This is a genomic window from Nocardia vinacea NBRC 16497 (assembly GCF_000308835.1).
GTDB classification, from domain to species: domain Bacteria; phylum Actinomycetota; class Actinomycetes; order Mycobacteriales; family Mycobacteriaceae; genus Nocardia; species Nocardia vinacea.
The window spans coordinates 55,470-71,894 of the sequence record NZ_BAGN01000115.1; the positions used below are offsets into that span (position 1 = coordinate 55,470).

16 protein-coding genes are annotated in these 16,425 nt (G+C 65.9%); 6 read left to right on the forward strand and 10 right to left on the reverse strand.

Annotated features, from left to right (window positions below; translation table 11 throughout):
* Positions 1 to 28 precede the first annotated feature (28 nt).
* Positions 29 to 1,609 (forward strand): hypothetical protein, encoded by a 1,581-nt coding sequence (locus ON44_RS15970; protein WP_040690680.1) that lies wholly within the window; start codon positions 29 to 31, stop codon positions 1,607 to 1,609.
* Here the strand turns inward: ON44_RS15970 and dapA are convergent.
* On the reverse strand, positions 1,526 to 2,569 hold the full coding sequence (gene dapA, locus ON44_RS15975) for a 4-hydroxy-tetrahydrodipicolinate synthase (protein WP_083897914.1): 1,044 nt from the start codon (positions 2,567 to 2,569) through the stop codon (positions 1,526 to 1,528). The genes ON44_RS15970 and dapA overlap by 84 nt on opposite strands.
* Before the next feature lie 72 nt (positions 2,570 to 2,641).
* Here dapA and ON44_RS15980 point away from each other — a divergent pair, with 72 nt between their 5' ends.
* Positions 2,642 to 3,529 carry a LysR family transcriptional regulator gene (locus ON44_RS15980; RefSeq protein ID WP_040690682.1) on the forward strand — a complete coding sequence of 296 codons (888 nt, stop codon included), beginning with the start codon at positions 2,642 to 2,644 and terminating at the stop codon, positions 3,527 to 3,529.
* A gap of 53 nt (positions 3,530 to 3,582) precedes the next feature.
* On the opposite strand, the gene ON44_RS15985 is transcribed toward ON44_RS15980, so the two are convergent.
* Positions 3,583 to 5,073, reverse strand: a complete 1,491-nt coding sequence (locus ON44_RS15985; RefSeq protein WP_040690684.1) for a carboxylesterase/lipase family protein — start codon at positions 5,071 to 5,073, stop codon at positions 3,583 to 3,585.
* 239 nt (positions 5,074 to 5,312) lie between these two features.
* Between ON44_RS15985 and ON44_RS15990 the strand changes: the two genes are divergently transcribed.
* Positions 5,313 to 6,830: an FAD-dependent monooxygenase gene (locus tag ON44_RS15990; protein ID WP_085998546.1), complete on the forward strand. Its 1,518-nt coding sequence runs from the start codon at positions 5,313 to 5,315 to the stop codon at positions 6,828 to 6,830.
* 49 nt (positions 6,831 to 6,879) lie between these two features.
* Here ON44_RS15990 and ON44_RS15995 read toward each other — a convergent pair whose 3' ends face one another.
* Positions 6,880 to 7,290 (reverse strand): nitroreductase family deazaflavin-dependent oxidoreductase, encoded by a 411-nt coding sequence (locus ON44_RS15995; RefSeq protein WP_040690687.1) that lies wholly within the window; start codon positions 7,288 to 7,290, stop codon positions 6,880 to 6,882.
* A gap of 131 nt (positions 7,291 to 7,421) precedes the next feature.
* Between ON44_RS15995 and ON44_RS16000 the strand changes: the two genes are divergently transcribed.
* Positions 7,422 to 8,189 (forward strand): trans-aconitate 2-methyltransferase, encoded by a 768-nt coding sequence (locus tag ON44_RS16000; RefSeq protein WP_040690690.1) that lies wholly within the window; start codon positions 7,422 to 7,424, stop codon positions 8,187 to 8,189.
* A 203-nt stretch (positions 8,190 to 8,392) separates the two neighbouring features.
* On the opposite strand, the gene ON44_RS16005 is transcribed toward ON44_RS16000, so the two are convergent.
* The 6 genes from ON44_RS16005 to ON44_RS16030 all read right to left on the reverse strand — a co-directional run bounded on the left by ON44_RS16005 (position 8,393) and on the right by ON44_RS16030 (position 14,387).
* Positions 8,393 to 8,830 (reverse strand): nuclear transport factor 2 family protein, encoded by a 438-nt coding sequence (locus ON44_RS16005; protein WP_040690797.1) that lies wholly within the window; start codon positions 8,828 to 8,830, stop codon positions 8,393 to 8,395.
* A 94-nt stretch (positions 8,831 to 8,924) separates the two neighbouring features.
* Positions 8,925 to 9,821: an N-acetylmuramic acid 6-phosphate etherase gene (murQ, locus tag ON44_RS16010; RefSeq protein WP_040690693.1), complete on the reverse strand. Its 897-nt coding sequence runs from the start codon at positions 9,819 to 9,821 to the stop codon at positions 8,925 to 8,927.
* A 16-nt stretch (positions 9,822 to 9,837) separates the two neighbouring features.
* Positions 9,838 to 10,701 (reverse strand): MurR/RpiR family transcriptional regulator, encoded by an 864-nt coding sequence (locus ON44_RS16015; RefSeq protein WP_040690695.1) that lies wholly within the window; start codon positions 10,699 to 10,701, stop codon positions 9,838 to 9,840.
* A gap of 3 nt (positions 10,702 to 10,704) precedes the next feature.
* Positions 10,705 to 11,865 (reverse strand): anhydro-N-acetylmuramic acid kinase, encoded by a 1,161-nt coding sequence (locus tag ON44_RS16020; protein ID WP_040690697.1) that lies wholly within the window; start codon positions 11,863 to 11,865, stop codon positions 10,705 to 10,707.
* Positions 11,865 to 13,394, reverse strand: coding sequence for a sodium:solute symporter (locus ON44_RS16025; protein ID WP_040690700.1), 1,530 nt, complete (start codon positions 13,392 to 13,394; stop codon positions 11,865 to 11,867). Before ON44_RS16025 ends, ON44_RS16020 begins: the two co-directional genes overlap by 1 nt.
* Positions 13,395 to 13,457: 63 nt before the next feature.
* Positions 13,458 to 14,387 (reverse strand): N-acetylglucosamine kinase, encoded by a 930-nt coding sequence (locus ON44_RS16030; protein ID WP_040690702.1) that lies wholly within the window; start codon positions 14,385 to 14,387, stop codon positions 13,458 to 13,460.
* Between the two features lie 58 nt (positions 14,388 to 14,445).
* On the opposite strand from ON44_RS16030, the gene ON44_RS16035 reads away from it, so the two are divergent.
* Positions 14,446 to 14,937, forward strand: a complete 492-nt coding sequence (locus ON44_RS16035; RefSeq protein ID WP_040690703.1) for a DnaJ family domain-containing protein — start codon at positions 14,446 to 14,448, stop codon at positions 14,935 to 14,937.
* 29 nt (positions 14,938 to 14,966) lie between these two features.
* On the opposite strand, the gene ON44_RS16040 is transcribed toward ON44_RS16035, so the two are convergent.
* Positions 14,967 to 15,626 (reverse strand): RraA family protein, encoded by a 660-nt coding sequence (locus ON44_RS16040; RefSeq protein ID WP_040690800.1) that lies wholly within the window; start codon positions 15,624 to 15,626, stop codon positions 14,967 to 14,969.
* A 203-nt stretch (positions 15,627 to 15,829) separates the two neighbouring features.
* Here ON44_RS16040 and ON44_RS48315 point away from each other — a divergent pair, with 203 nt between their 5' ends.
* On the forward strand, positions 15,830 to 16,423 hold the full coding sequence (locus ON44_RS48315) for a cupin domain-containing protein (RefSeq protein WP_157187173.1): 594 nt from the start codon (positions 15,830 to 15,832) through the stop codon (positions 16,421 to 16,423).
* The last annotated feature ends 2 nt before the right edge of the window (positions 16,424 to 16,425 follow it).

A 16,425-nucleotide genomic window follows, 5' to 3' on the forward strand; every position in this document is an offset into this window, starting at 1 on the left:
TGTCGGGAGGTCCTGCTACGAATTCGTTATGGATTTGTACGCGGTGACGCTCGAGTTGGCCGACCCGCAGACCCGTAACGCCGCCACGGATACGCTTGTCGGCGTTGGCCGAGCGGCGGTCGAACTGCTGGTGGCGCAGCTCTTGGCGCCCGAACCGTTCGTCGGTGACGAGATCATCGTGTCGGTATTGCGCCGCATCGGCCCACCCGCATATCGGCAGCTCACCGAAGCGATCGCGAACGTGCCGCTACTCGACGAACCGGCGCGCACTCGCAGAATTCTTGAACTCTGCTGTATCGCAATGGATTTGCCCACCGATGACCTGGAGAAGGTGGCGACCTACGCCGATGGGATTGTCAATGGTGATGCGAAGGTCGTGCGTGGTGAGCACGGCTGGCCGCTCCGGCCGGGGAATGTCGCCAGGCAGATCGGCGATGATCGGGCGGTCGCTTACGCGCCGTTGCTGATTCCGGTGCTGGCCCACGCCTCGGCTCGCTACGAGGCTGCGGCGGTTTTCGCGAAGCTGGGTCCTGCGACGCTGCCACTATTGCATGCCACCAGGCGCGCACCGATTCCGGAGCGCCGCGGTGCTCTGCTGGCGCTGGTCCGGCTCGGCTGGCGGCAACTCGACACACCCGATCTCACCGCGTTGGCGCGGCTCATCGCCGCGAAGATTGCCGTGGAGATACCAAGACCTATCGTGCCTCAGGGCGAATGGTATGCCGTCGAGACCGACGATCAAGTCGCTGTGCTCGACGCGTTCGACCTCCACGATCCGATTCCCGCGACCTGGTGCATGGGCACCCACCCCTGGCGCAACGCCGAAGCGGGTAGGCCGTTCGAACGGAGCTACTCCGAACACCACGACTGCACCCGCATGTACGTCAGCCCGGTATTGAACGGCTGGACACTGGTTTTCGGCAACCCTGTGCTGACGCGCGAGGGCGACGCCCACGAACGCGAGATCGAGCTGAGGCGCCGGCACCCGATCACGATCGAGGATGTGCTCGAGATAGACCCGCCTTCTGAGCGTGAGCTTCGAGAATCCCGCTGCATCGAGCTGAGCAGGCGATTCGGGCGCGCGCAGTGGTACAACCTCATAGAGGATGGTGGCTGTGGCGACCGGTGGGGATGGTGCATGGCCGAGCACGGTCGACTACAACGCTACTACGTACACGACTGGTACCAAGACGACGCTGATCGGGATTTCGACCATTTCGGCGCGCCACATCCCGCCGAAGCCGGTCTGCGACATCACGACGAGCGGCAGTGGTTGTCCGACAACGGATTCAACGGAGACGAGTGGGCCTCCTACACCCGCGATGCGAGGTTTCGCGTCGAAAACGCGGAACCGACACCGTGGGGCGCCCCCCAACCGCTCGACCATCTCAGCCTGTGGCGCCAGTTCCAGCAGGTAACCGGAATCCCCGATCTGGCGACACCACTCAATGTCGCCGCGAAGGCGTCGGTCGACCCGGCAGGACTCGGTCCGCACACGCGCGTGCAGGGTCACGGCGTACTCGCGCTAACCGTTTGCGGCCTGCACAAGGGCCATCACGGCGCATTCTCCATCGACGAGGAATGGCGCAATCCCGAGTCCGTTGAATGATTTGCGGTGCTCGACCGCCACAGAACCTCTGAAAGTCGGCATTACCGCGCGTTCATCGAAGGCGAAGGCCCGACTGACAGTTACGGAAAGCTGGTTCAGGACTTCGAGGGTGGCGGTGGTTGTTTCCGGGGCGGCGGGGAGGAGAGGGAGGCGGACGGTGGGGGTGGGGATGCGGCCTTGGGCGGCGAGGGCGGATTTGATGACTACCGGGTTGGGTTCGGCGAAGAGGGCTGCGGAGAGAGGGGTGAGGCGGTGGGTGAGGGTGCGAGCTTCTTGGATGGGTCCGTTGTGCCAGAGGTGGATCAGGGTGGCGAAGGCGGAGGTGGCCAGGTGGGCGCTGGCGAGGATGGCGCCGGGAGCGCCGAGGGCCAGGAGTGGGGCGGCGTGCAGGTCGTCACCGGCTAGGACGGTGACATCGGATGGGAGGGTGGCCATGAATGTGGTTGTGGTGTCGTCGATACCGCCGACGGCGTGTTTGAAGCCGATGATGTTCGGAATGCGGGCGAGTTCGTGGAGGGTGTCGGTACCGAGGGCGCGGCCGGTGCGGTACGGGATGTTGTAGACGATGAGGGGGACCGGGCTGGTGGCGGCCAGGTGCCGGAAGTGGGCGAGGACGCCTGCTTCGGAGGGCCGGGTGTAGTAGGGGACGACGGTGAGTGCGGCCGTGACGGTGGTGCCGAGGGCAGCGAGTGCTCGGGCCGAATCCGTAGTGGAGTTCGTGCCCGCTCCGGCGATCAAGGGAGCGTTGCGTTCTCGGCAGACGGCGCCGCAGATGTCGAGAACGCGGTGGCGCTCTTCGGGGCTCAGGGTGGCGGTTTCGGCGGTGGTGCCGAGAGCGACGATGCCGGTTGCGCCGTCGTCGAGTACCTCGTGGGCCAAGCCCGCCAGTGCGTCGGCGGCCAGTTCACCGTTGGCGGCGAATGGCGTGATCAGGGGGACGAAGAGGCCGGTGAGCGTCATGGTTTCCAGACTGACCCGCGGCAATACTTCAGGTCCAGTTCACATTTATTCCGTTGAGCATAAGCTGAACTGATGCTCGATGTTCGGAAGCTGCGCCTGCTGCGCGAACTGGCCCATCGCAAGACGATCGCGGCGGTCGCGGCGGCGATGAGCTACACGCCGTCGGCAGTCTCGCAGCAGTTGACCGCGCTGGAGCGGGAGGCAGGCGTACCGCTGCTCGAGCGGACCGGGCGACGCGTCACTCTCACCCCCGCCGCCCTCACCCTGGTCGAACACGCGGAGACGATCCTCGCGGCCCTCGAACAGGCCACCGCCGACCTCGCTGCCTCCCGCGCCGCACTCACCGGAACGCTGCGCATCGGCGCTTTCCCGACGGCGGTCGCCACCATCCTCGCCCCGGCATCGGTCGCACTGAGCCGCGATCATCCGGCACTGGAATTGATTGTGACAGAACTGGATCCGGCCACCGTCCCGGATGCACTGCGCACGGACACCCTGGACGTCGCGCTGGTCCAGGAGTACGACTATGTACCCGCCGAACCCGATCCCGCCTTGGACACCGAGCCGCTGCTCGAGGAGACCATCTACCTGGCCGCCCGGATCGCCGCACCGCTCGACGACCACCGTGACGCCTCCTGGATCGTCGGCACCCCTGGCACGCTCTGTCACACCATGACGATCCGGGCCTGCCAGGCGGCGGGATTCACGCCGCGGGTCCGCCATCACGTGGACGATTTCAGTACGGTCCTCGCCCTGGTCGCGGCCGGCCAGGGGGTCGCCCTCGTGCCCGAACTCGGCGCACTCGACCCACCTCCGAACGTGGTGCTCACCGCCTTACCGACCCGACGCAAAACCCACCTGGCCTACCGGCGCGGCACTGGCCGACACCCAGCCGTTGTCGCGGCCCGCGCCGCCTTACGCGCCTCCGCCACAACGATTTCCAGTGCACTCGACAGGTAGGGGCCACCGGCCGCCTCGCTCGACCGCCACCAGTTACACCTGATCTTGATCCGTTAAGCGACCGACTTCCGCAGCGCCGCCAATTCGTCCCCGCGCGGATCACTCACGACACCCGACTCCGGACTGTCGAAGATCTGCACCAGCCGCGAGTCCTCCTCGAAGCGCGCCCACCCGGGATCACCGGACTCGGCGAAAGCCACCCACGCCGAATGGATTTCATCGGCGAGCGGTTGCGGCGGATTGGGGCCGGTCAACGTGTGCGCGCCCGCGAGTGCATCGAAGACGAACGGCACCTCCAGAACGTGACAGGCACCGAGCCCCTCGATGCCGGATGACCACGCGAACTCATAGGCATAGCTCGGCGCACCCGCGGCGGCGTTCGACTGCGCGATCCGCAGGGTGTCCGAGCGGAAGGCCCGGTCGGTAATGATCGCGGCGAAGATATCCGCTGCCGTGTCACCGGGACGATTCGCACCGTAGATATCCCCGAGCGCGGAATCGAGTCCGTAGCGGGTGAGTACGAAAGGTAGTGTGTCCGCTGTGATTCCGGCGGCGATGCCGGTCGGAAACGTGAAGAACCGGAACTCCTCGGCGGTGCATCCGGCGATGAGCGGCACGGCCCGATCAGGTTGCGCGGCAAGCACTTTGACCGGTTGCCCTTCGACCACCTCACCATCGATCACCGGAAGCAGACTCATGATCCCCATGCCATTGGCAATGATCGACGACCCCCATCGCGCCGGATCCGGATCACTCATCAGCGCGAGCGCGAGTGCGTCCTGCGCCGCGCGCAGCTCATCGGGACCGAGTTCGCCGAAATCCGCCGCGGTGGGATTCGTTCCCAAACTTGTGGCCAATTCTCCGGCGAGTTTGCGCGCATCCTCTACGGCCACCGCGGCGGATCCATTGCCGCTCTGCATGATCGCCTGCCGGAACAACCCGCGCGAAAGCGGCGACGCCATCAGCGTCGCCACACTCATCCCACCCGCCGACTCACCGAATATGGTGACCCGGTTCGGATCCCCACCGAAGGCCGCGATGTTCTCCTGCACCCACTGCAGCGCGAACAGTTGATCGTGTAGTCCCCGGTTGAGCGGTGCGTCGGGTACTGCCGCGAAGCCGGATATGCCGAGCCGGTAGTTGATCGAAACCAGCACGACCCCGTCGCGCGCGAACGCCGTACCGTCGTAGATCGCCCTTGCATTGGATCCCCGGGTGAATGCGCCGCCATGGATCCACACCATGACCGGCAGTCCGGCACCGTCCGGATCCGGTGTCCACACATTGACATTCAGATATTCGTCGCCCGGTATCCCGTCACTGCCGATCAGCGCGTGGATCGGCGGGGGATAGGGGGTCTGCACGCAGGTCGCGCCGTTGGTGAGCGCATCACGAACCCCCTGCCAGTCCGGCACTCGCGTCGGCAGCCGGAACCGCGCGGGCCCGACCGGCGCCGCCGCGTACGGCACTCCGAGAAATGCGCTGACCCCGGCGGTCGTCCGGCCGCGAATCTTGCCGCCGGTGACGGAAACAATCGGTTCCATGAGTCTCCTTCGCTCGACTCGATTCTCTACGCAGCACCGGGCGTCGGACTACAGTTTCGAGCACGTCGCAGAACTTCCGGAATAGCCGCGGATATGCCGTGGGCGCGCGCAGACCGACCACTAGATCGGTGTGGCCGTCAGCGATCAGCTCGACTGACGTCAGTGAGTTCCGGCGCGACGCAAGGCGCGTGCAAGGCGCTGTAAGTCCGCCGCAATCGCCCATCGGCAGAGTCGAGTTCATGAACGAGACATTCGATGTGATCGTCGCCGGTGCCGGACCGGTCGGACTGATGCTGGCCTGCGAACTTCGCCTCGGCGGCGCCGAGGTGCTGGTGGTCGAGCGGCTGACCGAACCCGATATGACCATCAAGGCCGGTGGGATCAATGTGCCGACCGTGCAGGCGTTCTACCGTCGCGGCCTGCTGCCCGACCTGCGCGAGCAGCAGAGTGCGACGTTGCAGCGCATTCGCGCGGCGGGCCTATTCCCGAATGCCGGGAGCCAGCGCCTGCCGATGGCCGGTCATTTCGCGGGCATCGTGCTCCGCATGGACGAAATCGATTTCGAGGATCCGGTTTTCGCCGAGCTCGGGCCCGGTGCCGAAGTGGTGCTGGTGCCGCAGCAGGCCATCGAGGCGATCCTGGCTCGGCGCGCCGCCGGACTCGGCGTCGAGGTCCGGCGCGGTGTGGAATTGGCCGAATTCGACGATGACGAAACCGGTGTCACTGTCCAGCTCGGTGACAGCACCGTCTGCGCGGACTGGCTCGTCGGCTGCGACGGCGGCCGCAGCACCGTCCGCAAGCTGGCCGAGTTCGATTTTCCGGGGCTGGACCCGGAGATCACCGGCCATCAGGCAGTTGTCGACATGACCGGTGCGGAGGGTTTGCGGCCGGGTTGGAACACCACCGAGTCCGGGATCTACACCAATGGCCCGACACCGGGCCGTATCGTCACGGTGGAACTCGACGGCCCGCCTTCCGACCGGACAACGCCGGTCACTGCGGCCGAATTACAGGCCAGCCTGCGCGCGGTATCGGGTGTGCCGGTCGAGATCACCGCCGTGCACTCGGCAACAAGGTTCACCGATAACACCCGCCAGGTCACCGAATATCGCAAGGGCCGGGTGCTGCTGGCCGGCGACGCCGCCCATGTGCATTCACCGCTCGGCGGGCAGGGCCTCAATCTGGGCATCGGCGATGCGGTCAACCTCGGCTGGAAATTGGCCGCCGTCGTGCGCGGGGATGCGAGCGAAGCTCTGCTCGACACCTACACCGCAGAACGTCATCCGGTCGGCGCATGGGTGCTGGAGTGGACCCGCGCACAGGTCGCGCTGATGCGACTCGACCAGCGCAGCAAGGCATTACGCGAAGTCATGACCGATCTGCTCGCCACTCGCGACGGCAGCACCGCGATCTTCAAGAGGATCTCTGGTGTGCTGCACCGCTACGACCTCGGCGGTGGCCACGACCTGATCGGCGCCGTCGCGCCGGATATCGAACTGTCCGACGGCAGTCGGCTCGGTGCGCACTTCGCCGATGGTCGGGCAATCCTGTTGGATCTGGCCGATTCCGCTGGGCTGCGGATGATCGCGGCACCGTGGTCGGATCGGGTGCGCGTGGTGACCGCGAAACCCGTTGCACCACGCGATCTTTCCGCGATGCTGATCCGACCGGACGGCTACGTGGCCTGGGCCTCGGATTCCGGTGAGCGCGATGGACTCGCCGAAGCGCTGCGACGCTGGTTCGGCGACAAATCCTGATCGACTGGTGCCAGCCCGGACACAGTGGACCGGGCTGGCACGTTGATCGTCAGGCCACTTGGCGATACACCGCGACAACCGGAATCACCCGGGAAGTCTTCGCTTGGTACTCACCGAATCCAGGCATGATCTGGACCATCCGCGCATACAGTTCGTCGCGTTCGGCGCCCGTCACCACCTCGGCCTTCGCCGGATAGCTCTCGGTGCCGAGCTCCACGGTGAATTCCGGATTGGCGCGCAGGTTGTGGTACCAGGCTGGATGCTTATCGGCACCGCCGTTCGAGGCGATGAGCACGATCCGCTCGCCGTCCGGGAGGTAAACCAGCGGGCTGGTGACCTGGCGGCCGGATTTGGCGCCCGTCGTCGTGATCAGCACCATCGACGCACCGTCGAACATCCCGCCGACCTTGCCCGCATTGGCGCGGAACTCATTGATCACCTGCGCATTGAAGTCGTTCACTGCACTCCCATCGGTTGTTTTCCGCACCAACCCACACTGTGCGCCGGAAATTCCGGCCGCTTCTTGCCGGACCAGCCGACGCAGAATACAGTACGTACGTACGGTTTGGTTGAATCGACTTGGAGCTGCCGATGTGGGATCCCAAGAAGTATCTGGCCTTCGATGACCACCGCTCGCGTCCATTCTTCGAACTACTCGGTCGTATCGGGGCCGAGGATCCACGCCGCGTCGTCGATCTCGGCTGCGGCCCAGGACATCTCACCGCTGCGCTGGCCGAGCGGTGGCCGGGAGCGGTTATCGAGGCCTCGGATTCATCGCCTGAAATGGTCGCCGCGGCAAGGAGTCTCGGCATCGACGCACAACTCGGCACGGTGCAGGAGTGGCAACCGGCGCCGGATACCGATGTCGTGATCAGCAACGCGGTACTGCACTGGGTGCCGATGCACACGACGCTGCTGCCCCAATGGGTACATTCGCTACCCGCAGGCGCCTGGCTCGCATTCCAGGTGCCCGGCAATTTCGACGCACCGTCACACCTCGCGATTCGAGAACTCGCGGGCCGCGCCGAATGGCGCGACCGGCTCGCACCCGCGGGCATACTGCAGCCGCGTGATGTCCTCGACCCCAGCGGGTATGCCCAGGTGCTCGCCCTCGCGGGCTGTGCGGTCGACGCATGGGAAACGACCTACCTGCAACGGCTGTCGGGGGAGGATCCGGTACTCGAATGGGTCACCGGAACCGCCCTGCGTCCGGTACGCAACGCACTCGACGACACCGCCTGGCAGGAGTTCACCGCACAGTTGGCGCCGCTCTTGCGTGCGGCCTATCCGCGCCAGCTCGACGGCACCACCTGGCTGCCGTTCCGACGGGTCTTCGCCGTGGCACACAAGACCGGCTGAGCGCCTGGTTATACTTCCCGGCTATGGCTCAGGCGGCAATCCCTACTTCGGAGAGGTTTGCGATGGTTCCCAGCGTTCTTCCCTGTGCTTGTGGTCCGGACTGTCGGTGCGGTTGCCAGGATGGCGGCAAGTGCTCGTGCGAAGATAAATGCCAACACGAATGACCGATCGAGGCTCCCGAATCCGGGAGCCTCGGTTCGTATTCAGGCAGTGCCCGGCGCGACGAACATGAAGCTCTTCTCCTCGACACGCTGCCTGATCCGCCATCGGCCATCGACGCGGGCGAAGGTGTCCAGATACCAGAGCCCGCACAGCATCAGACTCTGCTGACCTTCGCCGGTCGAGACCAGCATCGGGTTGTGACACATGGTGCGCCCGGTGGCGCTGTCACCGTCGACGGTGATGGACGAATTGCTGATGAGATGTTGGAACGCAAGGAAGTTCGGCATCACGGTGGCGAGGAACTTCTTGGTGGATTCGAGATCACCGACCGCGCCGCCCATGGCCGAATAGTCGATATGCGCATCCGCGGTGAAAATCTCGTCGAGCAGATCCCACTGTCGGGTGTCGACCGCATGTGAGTACCGGACCATGAGGTCCTCGATCTCCAGGCGGTCGGAAATCTCCTGCAGGGACAGCATGGCGCCTCCGAATTGCCGACACATCGTTCCGCCGGGGCGCGGAACTGTGGGCCAGGGTAGCGGTTGGCCGCGCTGGGATTCGGCGAACGGAATATCAGTGATGCACGGCGTCGCGTACCCGTCCGTCCGCATCATGGAGCAGTGCGCGGGCCGCCGACGCTTCGACTCCGGCCAGGCGCATGACGATCGCGGTTTTCACGTGACCATCTGCTGCGTCCAGTAGGGCCGCGGCGGTGGCGGGGTCTGCTCCGGTCGCCTCGGCGACGATGCGGCATGCGCGGTCGACGAGTTTGGCATTGGTGGGCTTCACATCCACCATCAGGTTGCCGTAGACCTTGCCCGCCCGCACCATGGCGGCGGTGGAGAGCATATTGCACACCATTTTCTGTGCCGTGCCCGCCTTCAACCGGGTGGAGCCGGTCAAAACCTCAGGGCCCGTGTCGATTTCGATGCCGACGTCGGCGTGTGCGCTGGCTTCGGCATTGCGGTTGCACGAAATCGCGACCGTCGCGGCACCGACCGAGCGGCCATACTGCAGCGCGCCGACGGCGTAGGGAGTTCGGCCGCTGGCGGCCAGTGCGACGACCACATCGTCGCCGGTGAGTGCGATGGCGGCCAGGTCGGCGACGGCCAGTGCGGGATCGTCCTCGGCACCTTCGACAGCCCGCAGGAAGGCATCCGGTCCGCCCGCGATTATGCCGAGGACCTCACCGGGATCGGTGCCGAAGGTCGGTGGGCATTCGACCGCGTCGAGCACCCCGAGGCGGCCGCTGGTGCCCGCGCCGACGTAGATCAATCGACCGCCGCGCCGCCGCGCCGCGACGATCAGCTCGACCGCCCGCGCGATCTCCGGAATCGCCTGCGCCACCGCGGAGGCCACCCCGACATCCTCGGCGTTCATGGTGCGCAGCAACTCGTCGATCGGCATCGAATCCAGCGCGCTGGTGCGTGGATTCGACGCTTCGGTGGTCAGCGAGCCGATCTCGGTCACCGCGACACCGGGTGATTCATTCGGCCTCCTTGGTTCGACGATCGGCTACCGCCTCGTAAGTGCGCCGCAGCGCCCTGGCTGCCGACGGCGTGCGTTGCAGGACGCCGACATACAGTGCGTCGACGATGAGGAGCTGACTCATGCGACTCGCCATGGCCGCGGAACGGAATCCGTCCTCGCGTCCGGCCACGAGCACCGTGTGCGCGGCGGCATTGGCGAGTCCGGATCGTGCTCCCGCGGTCACGGCGACCGTGGTCACGCCCGCGTCGGCGGCCCGGCGCACAGCCTCGACGATCGCGGCGGTTTCGCCCGAATGCGAGAACGCGACGGTTACATCACCAGCCTGGAGCAGGCTGGCCTGGACCAGTGCATCATCCTCGGATGTGCATGCGCCGCACCACATTCCGATGCGAGTCAGCTTCTGCGCCATATCCATCGCGACGAGTCCGGACGCGCCGATACCTACCAGGTGCACCCGTCGCGCGCCCACCAGTGCGTCGACGACGGCTTCCATGGTCGCCGGATCGGCGAGTTCGGCGGTCGCCATCATGCCCTCGGTTTCGAAGGCGGTGAGTTTGTGCAGCACCTTCGACAACGCGTCGTCGGCGTCGATATCGGTGGCGAATACGGGCGAGCCGTCATCGCCGCCGACTGCGGCCATTGCGAGTCGCAGCTGCGGATAGCCTTCGTAGCCGAGGGTTTTCGCCAGCCGGACGACCGCGGAGGTGCTGGTCGCAGATCGGTCGGCGAGTTGGCTCACGGTGAGCTGTGCGGCGGCGGCCGGGTCGTGCCGGATCACCTGCGCGACGCGCAGTGCGGTCGGGGTGAGTCGTGGCAGTGCCGCCAGCAGGCGAGTACGTACGTCATCAGCCTCGGGCATGGTTCACCTCGCCACCGTGAGTCGTCGGGGCATAGCGGTCGGCGCACTGGGCAGCGCGAATCCGGCCGCACCCGGGGTGATCGAACCGAGCACCGCGGCGCGACTCGCTCCGGTACAGGCGGGTCGGCTACCCGCCAGACCGTGCGCGGTGAGGAAGCCGAGCACCGCGAATGCGGTTGCCTCCTTCGCCGCCGACGGTAGACCGAGTTCGTCGGAGGTGCGCAACTTCGTGGTAGCGAGATGTGCACCGAGCATTGCCATCAGGGTGGGATTGCGTGTCCCGCCGCCCGACGCGATGACCTCGGTCGGGCGCAGCGGTGCGAGGGCATCGGCGATGGTACGGGCGGTCAGCGCGGTCACAGTGGCGACAATATCGTCGGGGGAGACCGAACGGCCGTCCAACACGCGCGCCAAATAGCTGCGGTTGAACAGCTCCTTCCCGGTGGTCTTGGGTGCCGGTGCGCGGTAATAGGGTTCCGCGAGAAGGGTTTCCAGCAGATCGGTGTCGATCTCGCCACAGGCGGCCCGCACTCCGGCGCGGTCGAAATGCTCGGCGCCGCCGGTGCACAGATCGACAGCCGCATCGATGAGGGCGTTGCCGGGGCCGGTGTCGAAGGCGACCGGCTTGTCGCCGGTGACCGTGACATTCGCGATCCCGCCGATATTCAGCGCGGCCGCGCGTTCGGGACGTCCCGCCAGCCACAACAGGTCGAACAGTCCCACCAGCGGTGCGCCCTGCCCGCCCGCGGCGATATCGCGCGAACGAAAGTCGCTGACGACCGGCAACCCGGTGCGCTCGGCGATCCACGCAGGCTGCCCCAGCTGCAGCGTGCCTTTCACCGCACCGTCGCTCACCCAGTGGTAGACCGTCTGTCCATGGGAGGCGACGAGATCAGCTGTGCCGCCGAAGAACTCGTGCTGTGCCGCATCAGCCGCATCGGCGAAGGCTTGGCCGATCGCGGTATCCAGACGGCACACGGTGGCCATAGGTACGGCACCGGGCGGCAAGGCGGCGATGAGCTCCGTACGCAGTTCCTCGGAATACGGTCGGCTGAGCTGTCCGACAAGTCGCACCTGAATCGACGTGTCCTGCAATGTGATATCCGCGCCGACAGTATCGATCGCATCGTGCGAGGTCCCCGACATCAACCCGATGACGCGCACTACGCCACCGCCGCAACGGGTTCCGGCTCATCCGGTGCGGATGCCGGATGGAACAGGCTGGCAATTCCGCCGACGATCAAGGTGACGAGCACGCCGATCGGCACCAACCACTGTGCCGCGATACCCTTTTCGACCACTTTCCCCGCGACGGTCACATCGATCTTGACCACCCGCACCACGAACGTCATCACGATCACCGTGGCGATGAAGGCGACGATCGCGTCGAACTGGTTGGCACGCGCGACCAGTCGCCCGAGCAGGAACGCGCCGAGCAGTGCACCGTAGGTGTACCCCGCGATGGTGAGCGCGGTCAGGTACACATTGCCAGTCGTCGCGCTGAAACCCATCGCGAACGCCGCCATCAGCGCCGCCCACACCAGTGTCATCACGCGCGCCAGCCGCAGCAGCGTGTGATCGGCGAGCGTGCGCCGGGAGAAGCTGCGAATGATATCGGCGACCGTCGAATTGGCCATGGAATTCAACGCCGAGGACAGTGAACCCATTGCCGCGCCGAGGATTCCGGCGACCAGCAGTCCGGAGACCACCACCGGCAACCCGTGCAGTATGAAGTTGGGATACAGGCTGTCCGCGCTGGCCAATCCGAGTTCCTTGGCCGTCTTGCCGCCGTTGTAGGACCACAGCAGCACACCGACCAGGGAGAATGCGGCGAACTGGATGGCTACGAAGATGCCCGAACCTATCATCGCCTTCTGGCTGTCGCGCAGCGACCGCGTCGCCAGAATGCGCTGCACGATCAGCTGATCCGAGCCGTGCGAGGCCATCGCGAAGATCGCGCCGCCGATTATCGCGGTCGGGAGAGCGAAGGTGCTGGTGAGAATGTGCGCGAGACCGAAATCGGTATCGAAGACACCGAACTTGCCCGCATGCAACGCATCCGACCAGCCGGACGCGCCGACGTGGCCGGTGAGCACGCAGATCGCGATGAGCGCGCCGGTGAGGTAGAGGCCCATCTGTAGTGCATCGGTCCAGATCACCGCCTTGATGCCACCCAGGTACGTGTACACGACGGTGAGCAGCGTCAGCGCCACGATGATCGCGTCGTAGCCGAAGTCGAGTCCGAATTCGCTGAGCAGCAATTTGATCGGAATGGCGGAGGCGAACAGTCGCACGCCCTCGGCGAGCAGCCGGGTGAACACGAAGGTCACCGCGGCCACGCCCTGCAGGTAGCGACCGAAGCGCAGGTCGAGATACTGATATGCGCTGACGAACCCACCGCGCTTGTAGAGCGGGATCAGCACGATCGCCACGACCGTGCGTCCGATGATGTACCCGATGGCCAGTTCGACATTTCCGAAGGCCTGATCGGTGTACGCTCCGCCCGGAATCGAGATGACGGTGAGCACACTGGTTTCGGTGGCCACCACCGAGAAACACACAGTCCACCACGGCATTCGGCCCTCACCGACGAAATAGTCGCTGCTGGACTTCTGTTTTCCGGACAGCCGCAGGCCGATCCACGCGACGGTAACGAGATAGACGACGATGACGGCGAGATCGAGTGCGTTCAACGCAGCTCCCCGGTGACGCGGTGGACTGAATGCAACTAAGTGTCAGATGTCACGACGCCTCTGTCAATAAGTGTCAGAGATTCGAGTGACCAGCGCTTCGAGCGCGGTGGTCGGGTCGAGAGCGAGTAGCGCGGCGCCGTCGATCGGGTCGCCGAGCGAGTCGCGGCGATCGATCGCGTGCGCGATCTGGTTGTCGAGCGGGTCCAGGAGCGATGCGCCGAGCTTGACCAGGCCGCCGGTGATCGCATAGGGGACAGGTGGGCGAATTCCGGATCGTTCGATCGCAGCGAGGACCGTGCGAGCGAGTGCACGTGCGGCGGCCGCCATGATCGCGGCCGCGGTATCGTCGGCGGCAGCGGCAACGACGGGCGCGAATTCAGCGGCGGCAAGGGCCGGATTATCGTGTTCGCCAAGGTATTTCGGCAATACATCCAATTCGATGCCGTAGTGTTCGCGGACCCTCTCGGTCAGGATGGTGCGTGGCCCGCGGCCGTCATGGGCACGTAGTGCGGCGCGCAGACCTTCGAGGCCGATCCAGCCGCCACTGCCCTCGTCGCCGAGTTGCGGCCCCCAGCCGTCGACTCGGGTGAACCGGCCTACCCCGTCGACGGCGGTCGCGACGGCTCCGGTCCCGATTGCCAGCACGACTCCGGGCGCCCCTCCTAGCGCTCCGGCGTGTGCGGTGACGGCGTCGGAAGTCACGACGACGGCGACCGCGCCGGGGACCTCGGCCAGCCTTCGGGCGAGTGCTGCGGCCGCGGCCGGTGCCGATGCGGCACCCGCCGCGCCCACCGAGAGCGTGAACGTTGTTGGTAGCGAGGCGATCTGATCGATCACCGCGTGGATCGCACGCTCCGCCGCAGTGACACCCGTACGGTGCGCCAGCCCCGGCGCACCCGGCGCTTCCGCATAGCCCACCTGGCGTCCGCCGACACGCAGTGAACCGCGACAGCCGGTCTTGCCGAGATCGATCGCGAGGACATGGCTGGCCATGGGGATATCTTTACCGTCCGTAGACTGGGGTTGTGCACGTTCCGTCGAAGCTGTTGCCATGACCGAGCGGAAGCCCCTCGGTGTCACCTTCGAATCGTGGATCGACAAACAGGTCCGCGAGGCCACCGAACGCGGCGAATTCGAGAACCTCCGTGGCACGGGCAAACCGATCCCGAACTCCGTCGACGACGAGAACTGGTGGTTGCAGAACTACCTGCGCCGAGAGGGCGTGCGTGGCGACGGCCTGCTGCCCCCGTCCCTCATATTGCGCCGCGATATCGAGGAACTTCCGGAAACGGTGCGTGATATGACCTCCGAACGCGAGGTCCGCAAAACGGTATCGGAGCTGAACGAGCGCATCGTCGAGTGGTTGCGAATGCCGCACGGGCCGTTTGTTCCGGTCGGACCGGTCAATACCGAGGAGATCGTCAAGCAGTGGCGCACCGACCGTGCGGCCACACGTCGAGCGGCTCCGCCTGAGTCGCGTCCTCGGCCCGCGCCTGCCGAACCCCGTTGGTGGCACCGGATTACGCGCCGCAGTCCAGGCTGAATCTACCCGCAGTGCAAGATATTTCGAGGTCAGGCCAGAAACCGCAGCGTAGAGGGTTCACCGCGATTCAGGGCTGCGGTGTGCTCGGTGAGGTTGAGACCATCGCTGAGTGTCGATCCGGTGTCGAGCAGTGCGACCAGTCCGGCCTCCGCGTCTTTGACCGCTGCCGCCGCATCGAGGAGCCAGTCGATTCGGTCGGGTTCGACGACGATGACGCCTTCCTCATCGGCGAGGATCAGGTCACCCGGGGATACCTCGACGCCACCACAGGTCACCGGGATCTGCAGCTCACCGAGGTGTGCGGTGGTACCCGCCATGGGCGTGACGAAGCGGCTGTACACCGGCAGCGCACAACCTCGGACATAGGCGATATCGCGATACCCGCCATCGACGATGATGCCGCCGAGACGGCGAACCAGCGCGCCGCGCGCGAATAGTTCTCCGGCGAGCGCGATTTCGGCACCACCGCCATCGACGACGATGACGTCGCCAGGCGCGGCGGTCTCGACGGCGCGCAGCACGGCGAGGAAGTCACCGCGACAGCGCACGGTGAAGGCGGGCCCGAGAATCCGCGGCTCGGCCGAGCGCAGGCGAATCGCGCTGTCCAGCACTCGGATCGACTTATCGGCATCGCAGATCGCCGTCGTATCGACGGTCCGGAATTTCTGGACGAGCTGGTCGGTCGGCATCGATGACGTCCCCTTCGTAACTCGAATGACGGGATCAGTTCGCATCGTACGGTCGGACAGCCTGCCGACCAATCGTGGCCGTGCGATGAGCGGGGCGGCCGAGTTGATCTTGCCGGATATCCAGCAAATGATCGGCACACCACCGTATGATGCGTCAAGCATTCGGTTTGCCCTGCTGCGATGGCGTCCAGGAGGTCATGCGCGTGGAAGACAACCGATACCTCGCCGAGGCCGACGACGAAACGACGCGCGAAATGCGCCGCAGAATCGCGCTGGCGCTGCCCGCACTGGGGCTGATGCTCCCCGTGGTCTGGAAGGGATCGGACGGTAACGCGGCCGAGCCGCCGACCGTCGAATTCCCGACCGTCCACGACCGGTCCCCGGGTCCGGGCACCACGATTCACGGCATGGCCGACCTGAACTGGCAGCCCGCTCCCGGCGCACCACCGCAGAGCTTCGAAACCGCCGACGTGCTCGGTTCCTATCGAGCTCCCGGCTTCTACGCGAGCTATGCCCGCTGGCACCCCGGTTGGATGAGCGCACCGCATGCCTACACCTTCGATCGCCACGCGGTCATGCTCTCGGGCGTCTGGACCGTCGGCGCGGGCCCCACCATCGACCTCACCACCACTCTGCCCATGTACCCGGGCGAATTCGCCACGCGCACAGCGGGTACGCCACACTACGACGGCACTTTGCACGACAGCCCGGAGCCCGCGGTCTTCATCCTGTTCGGAATCGGCCCTGCCATTCCGATACCCGTGGACCCCGCCCGGCCGCTGTTCGTCCGCATCTAATC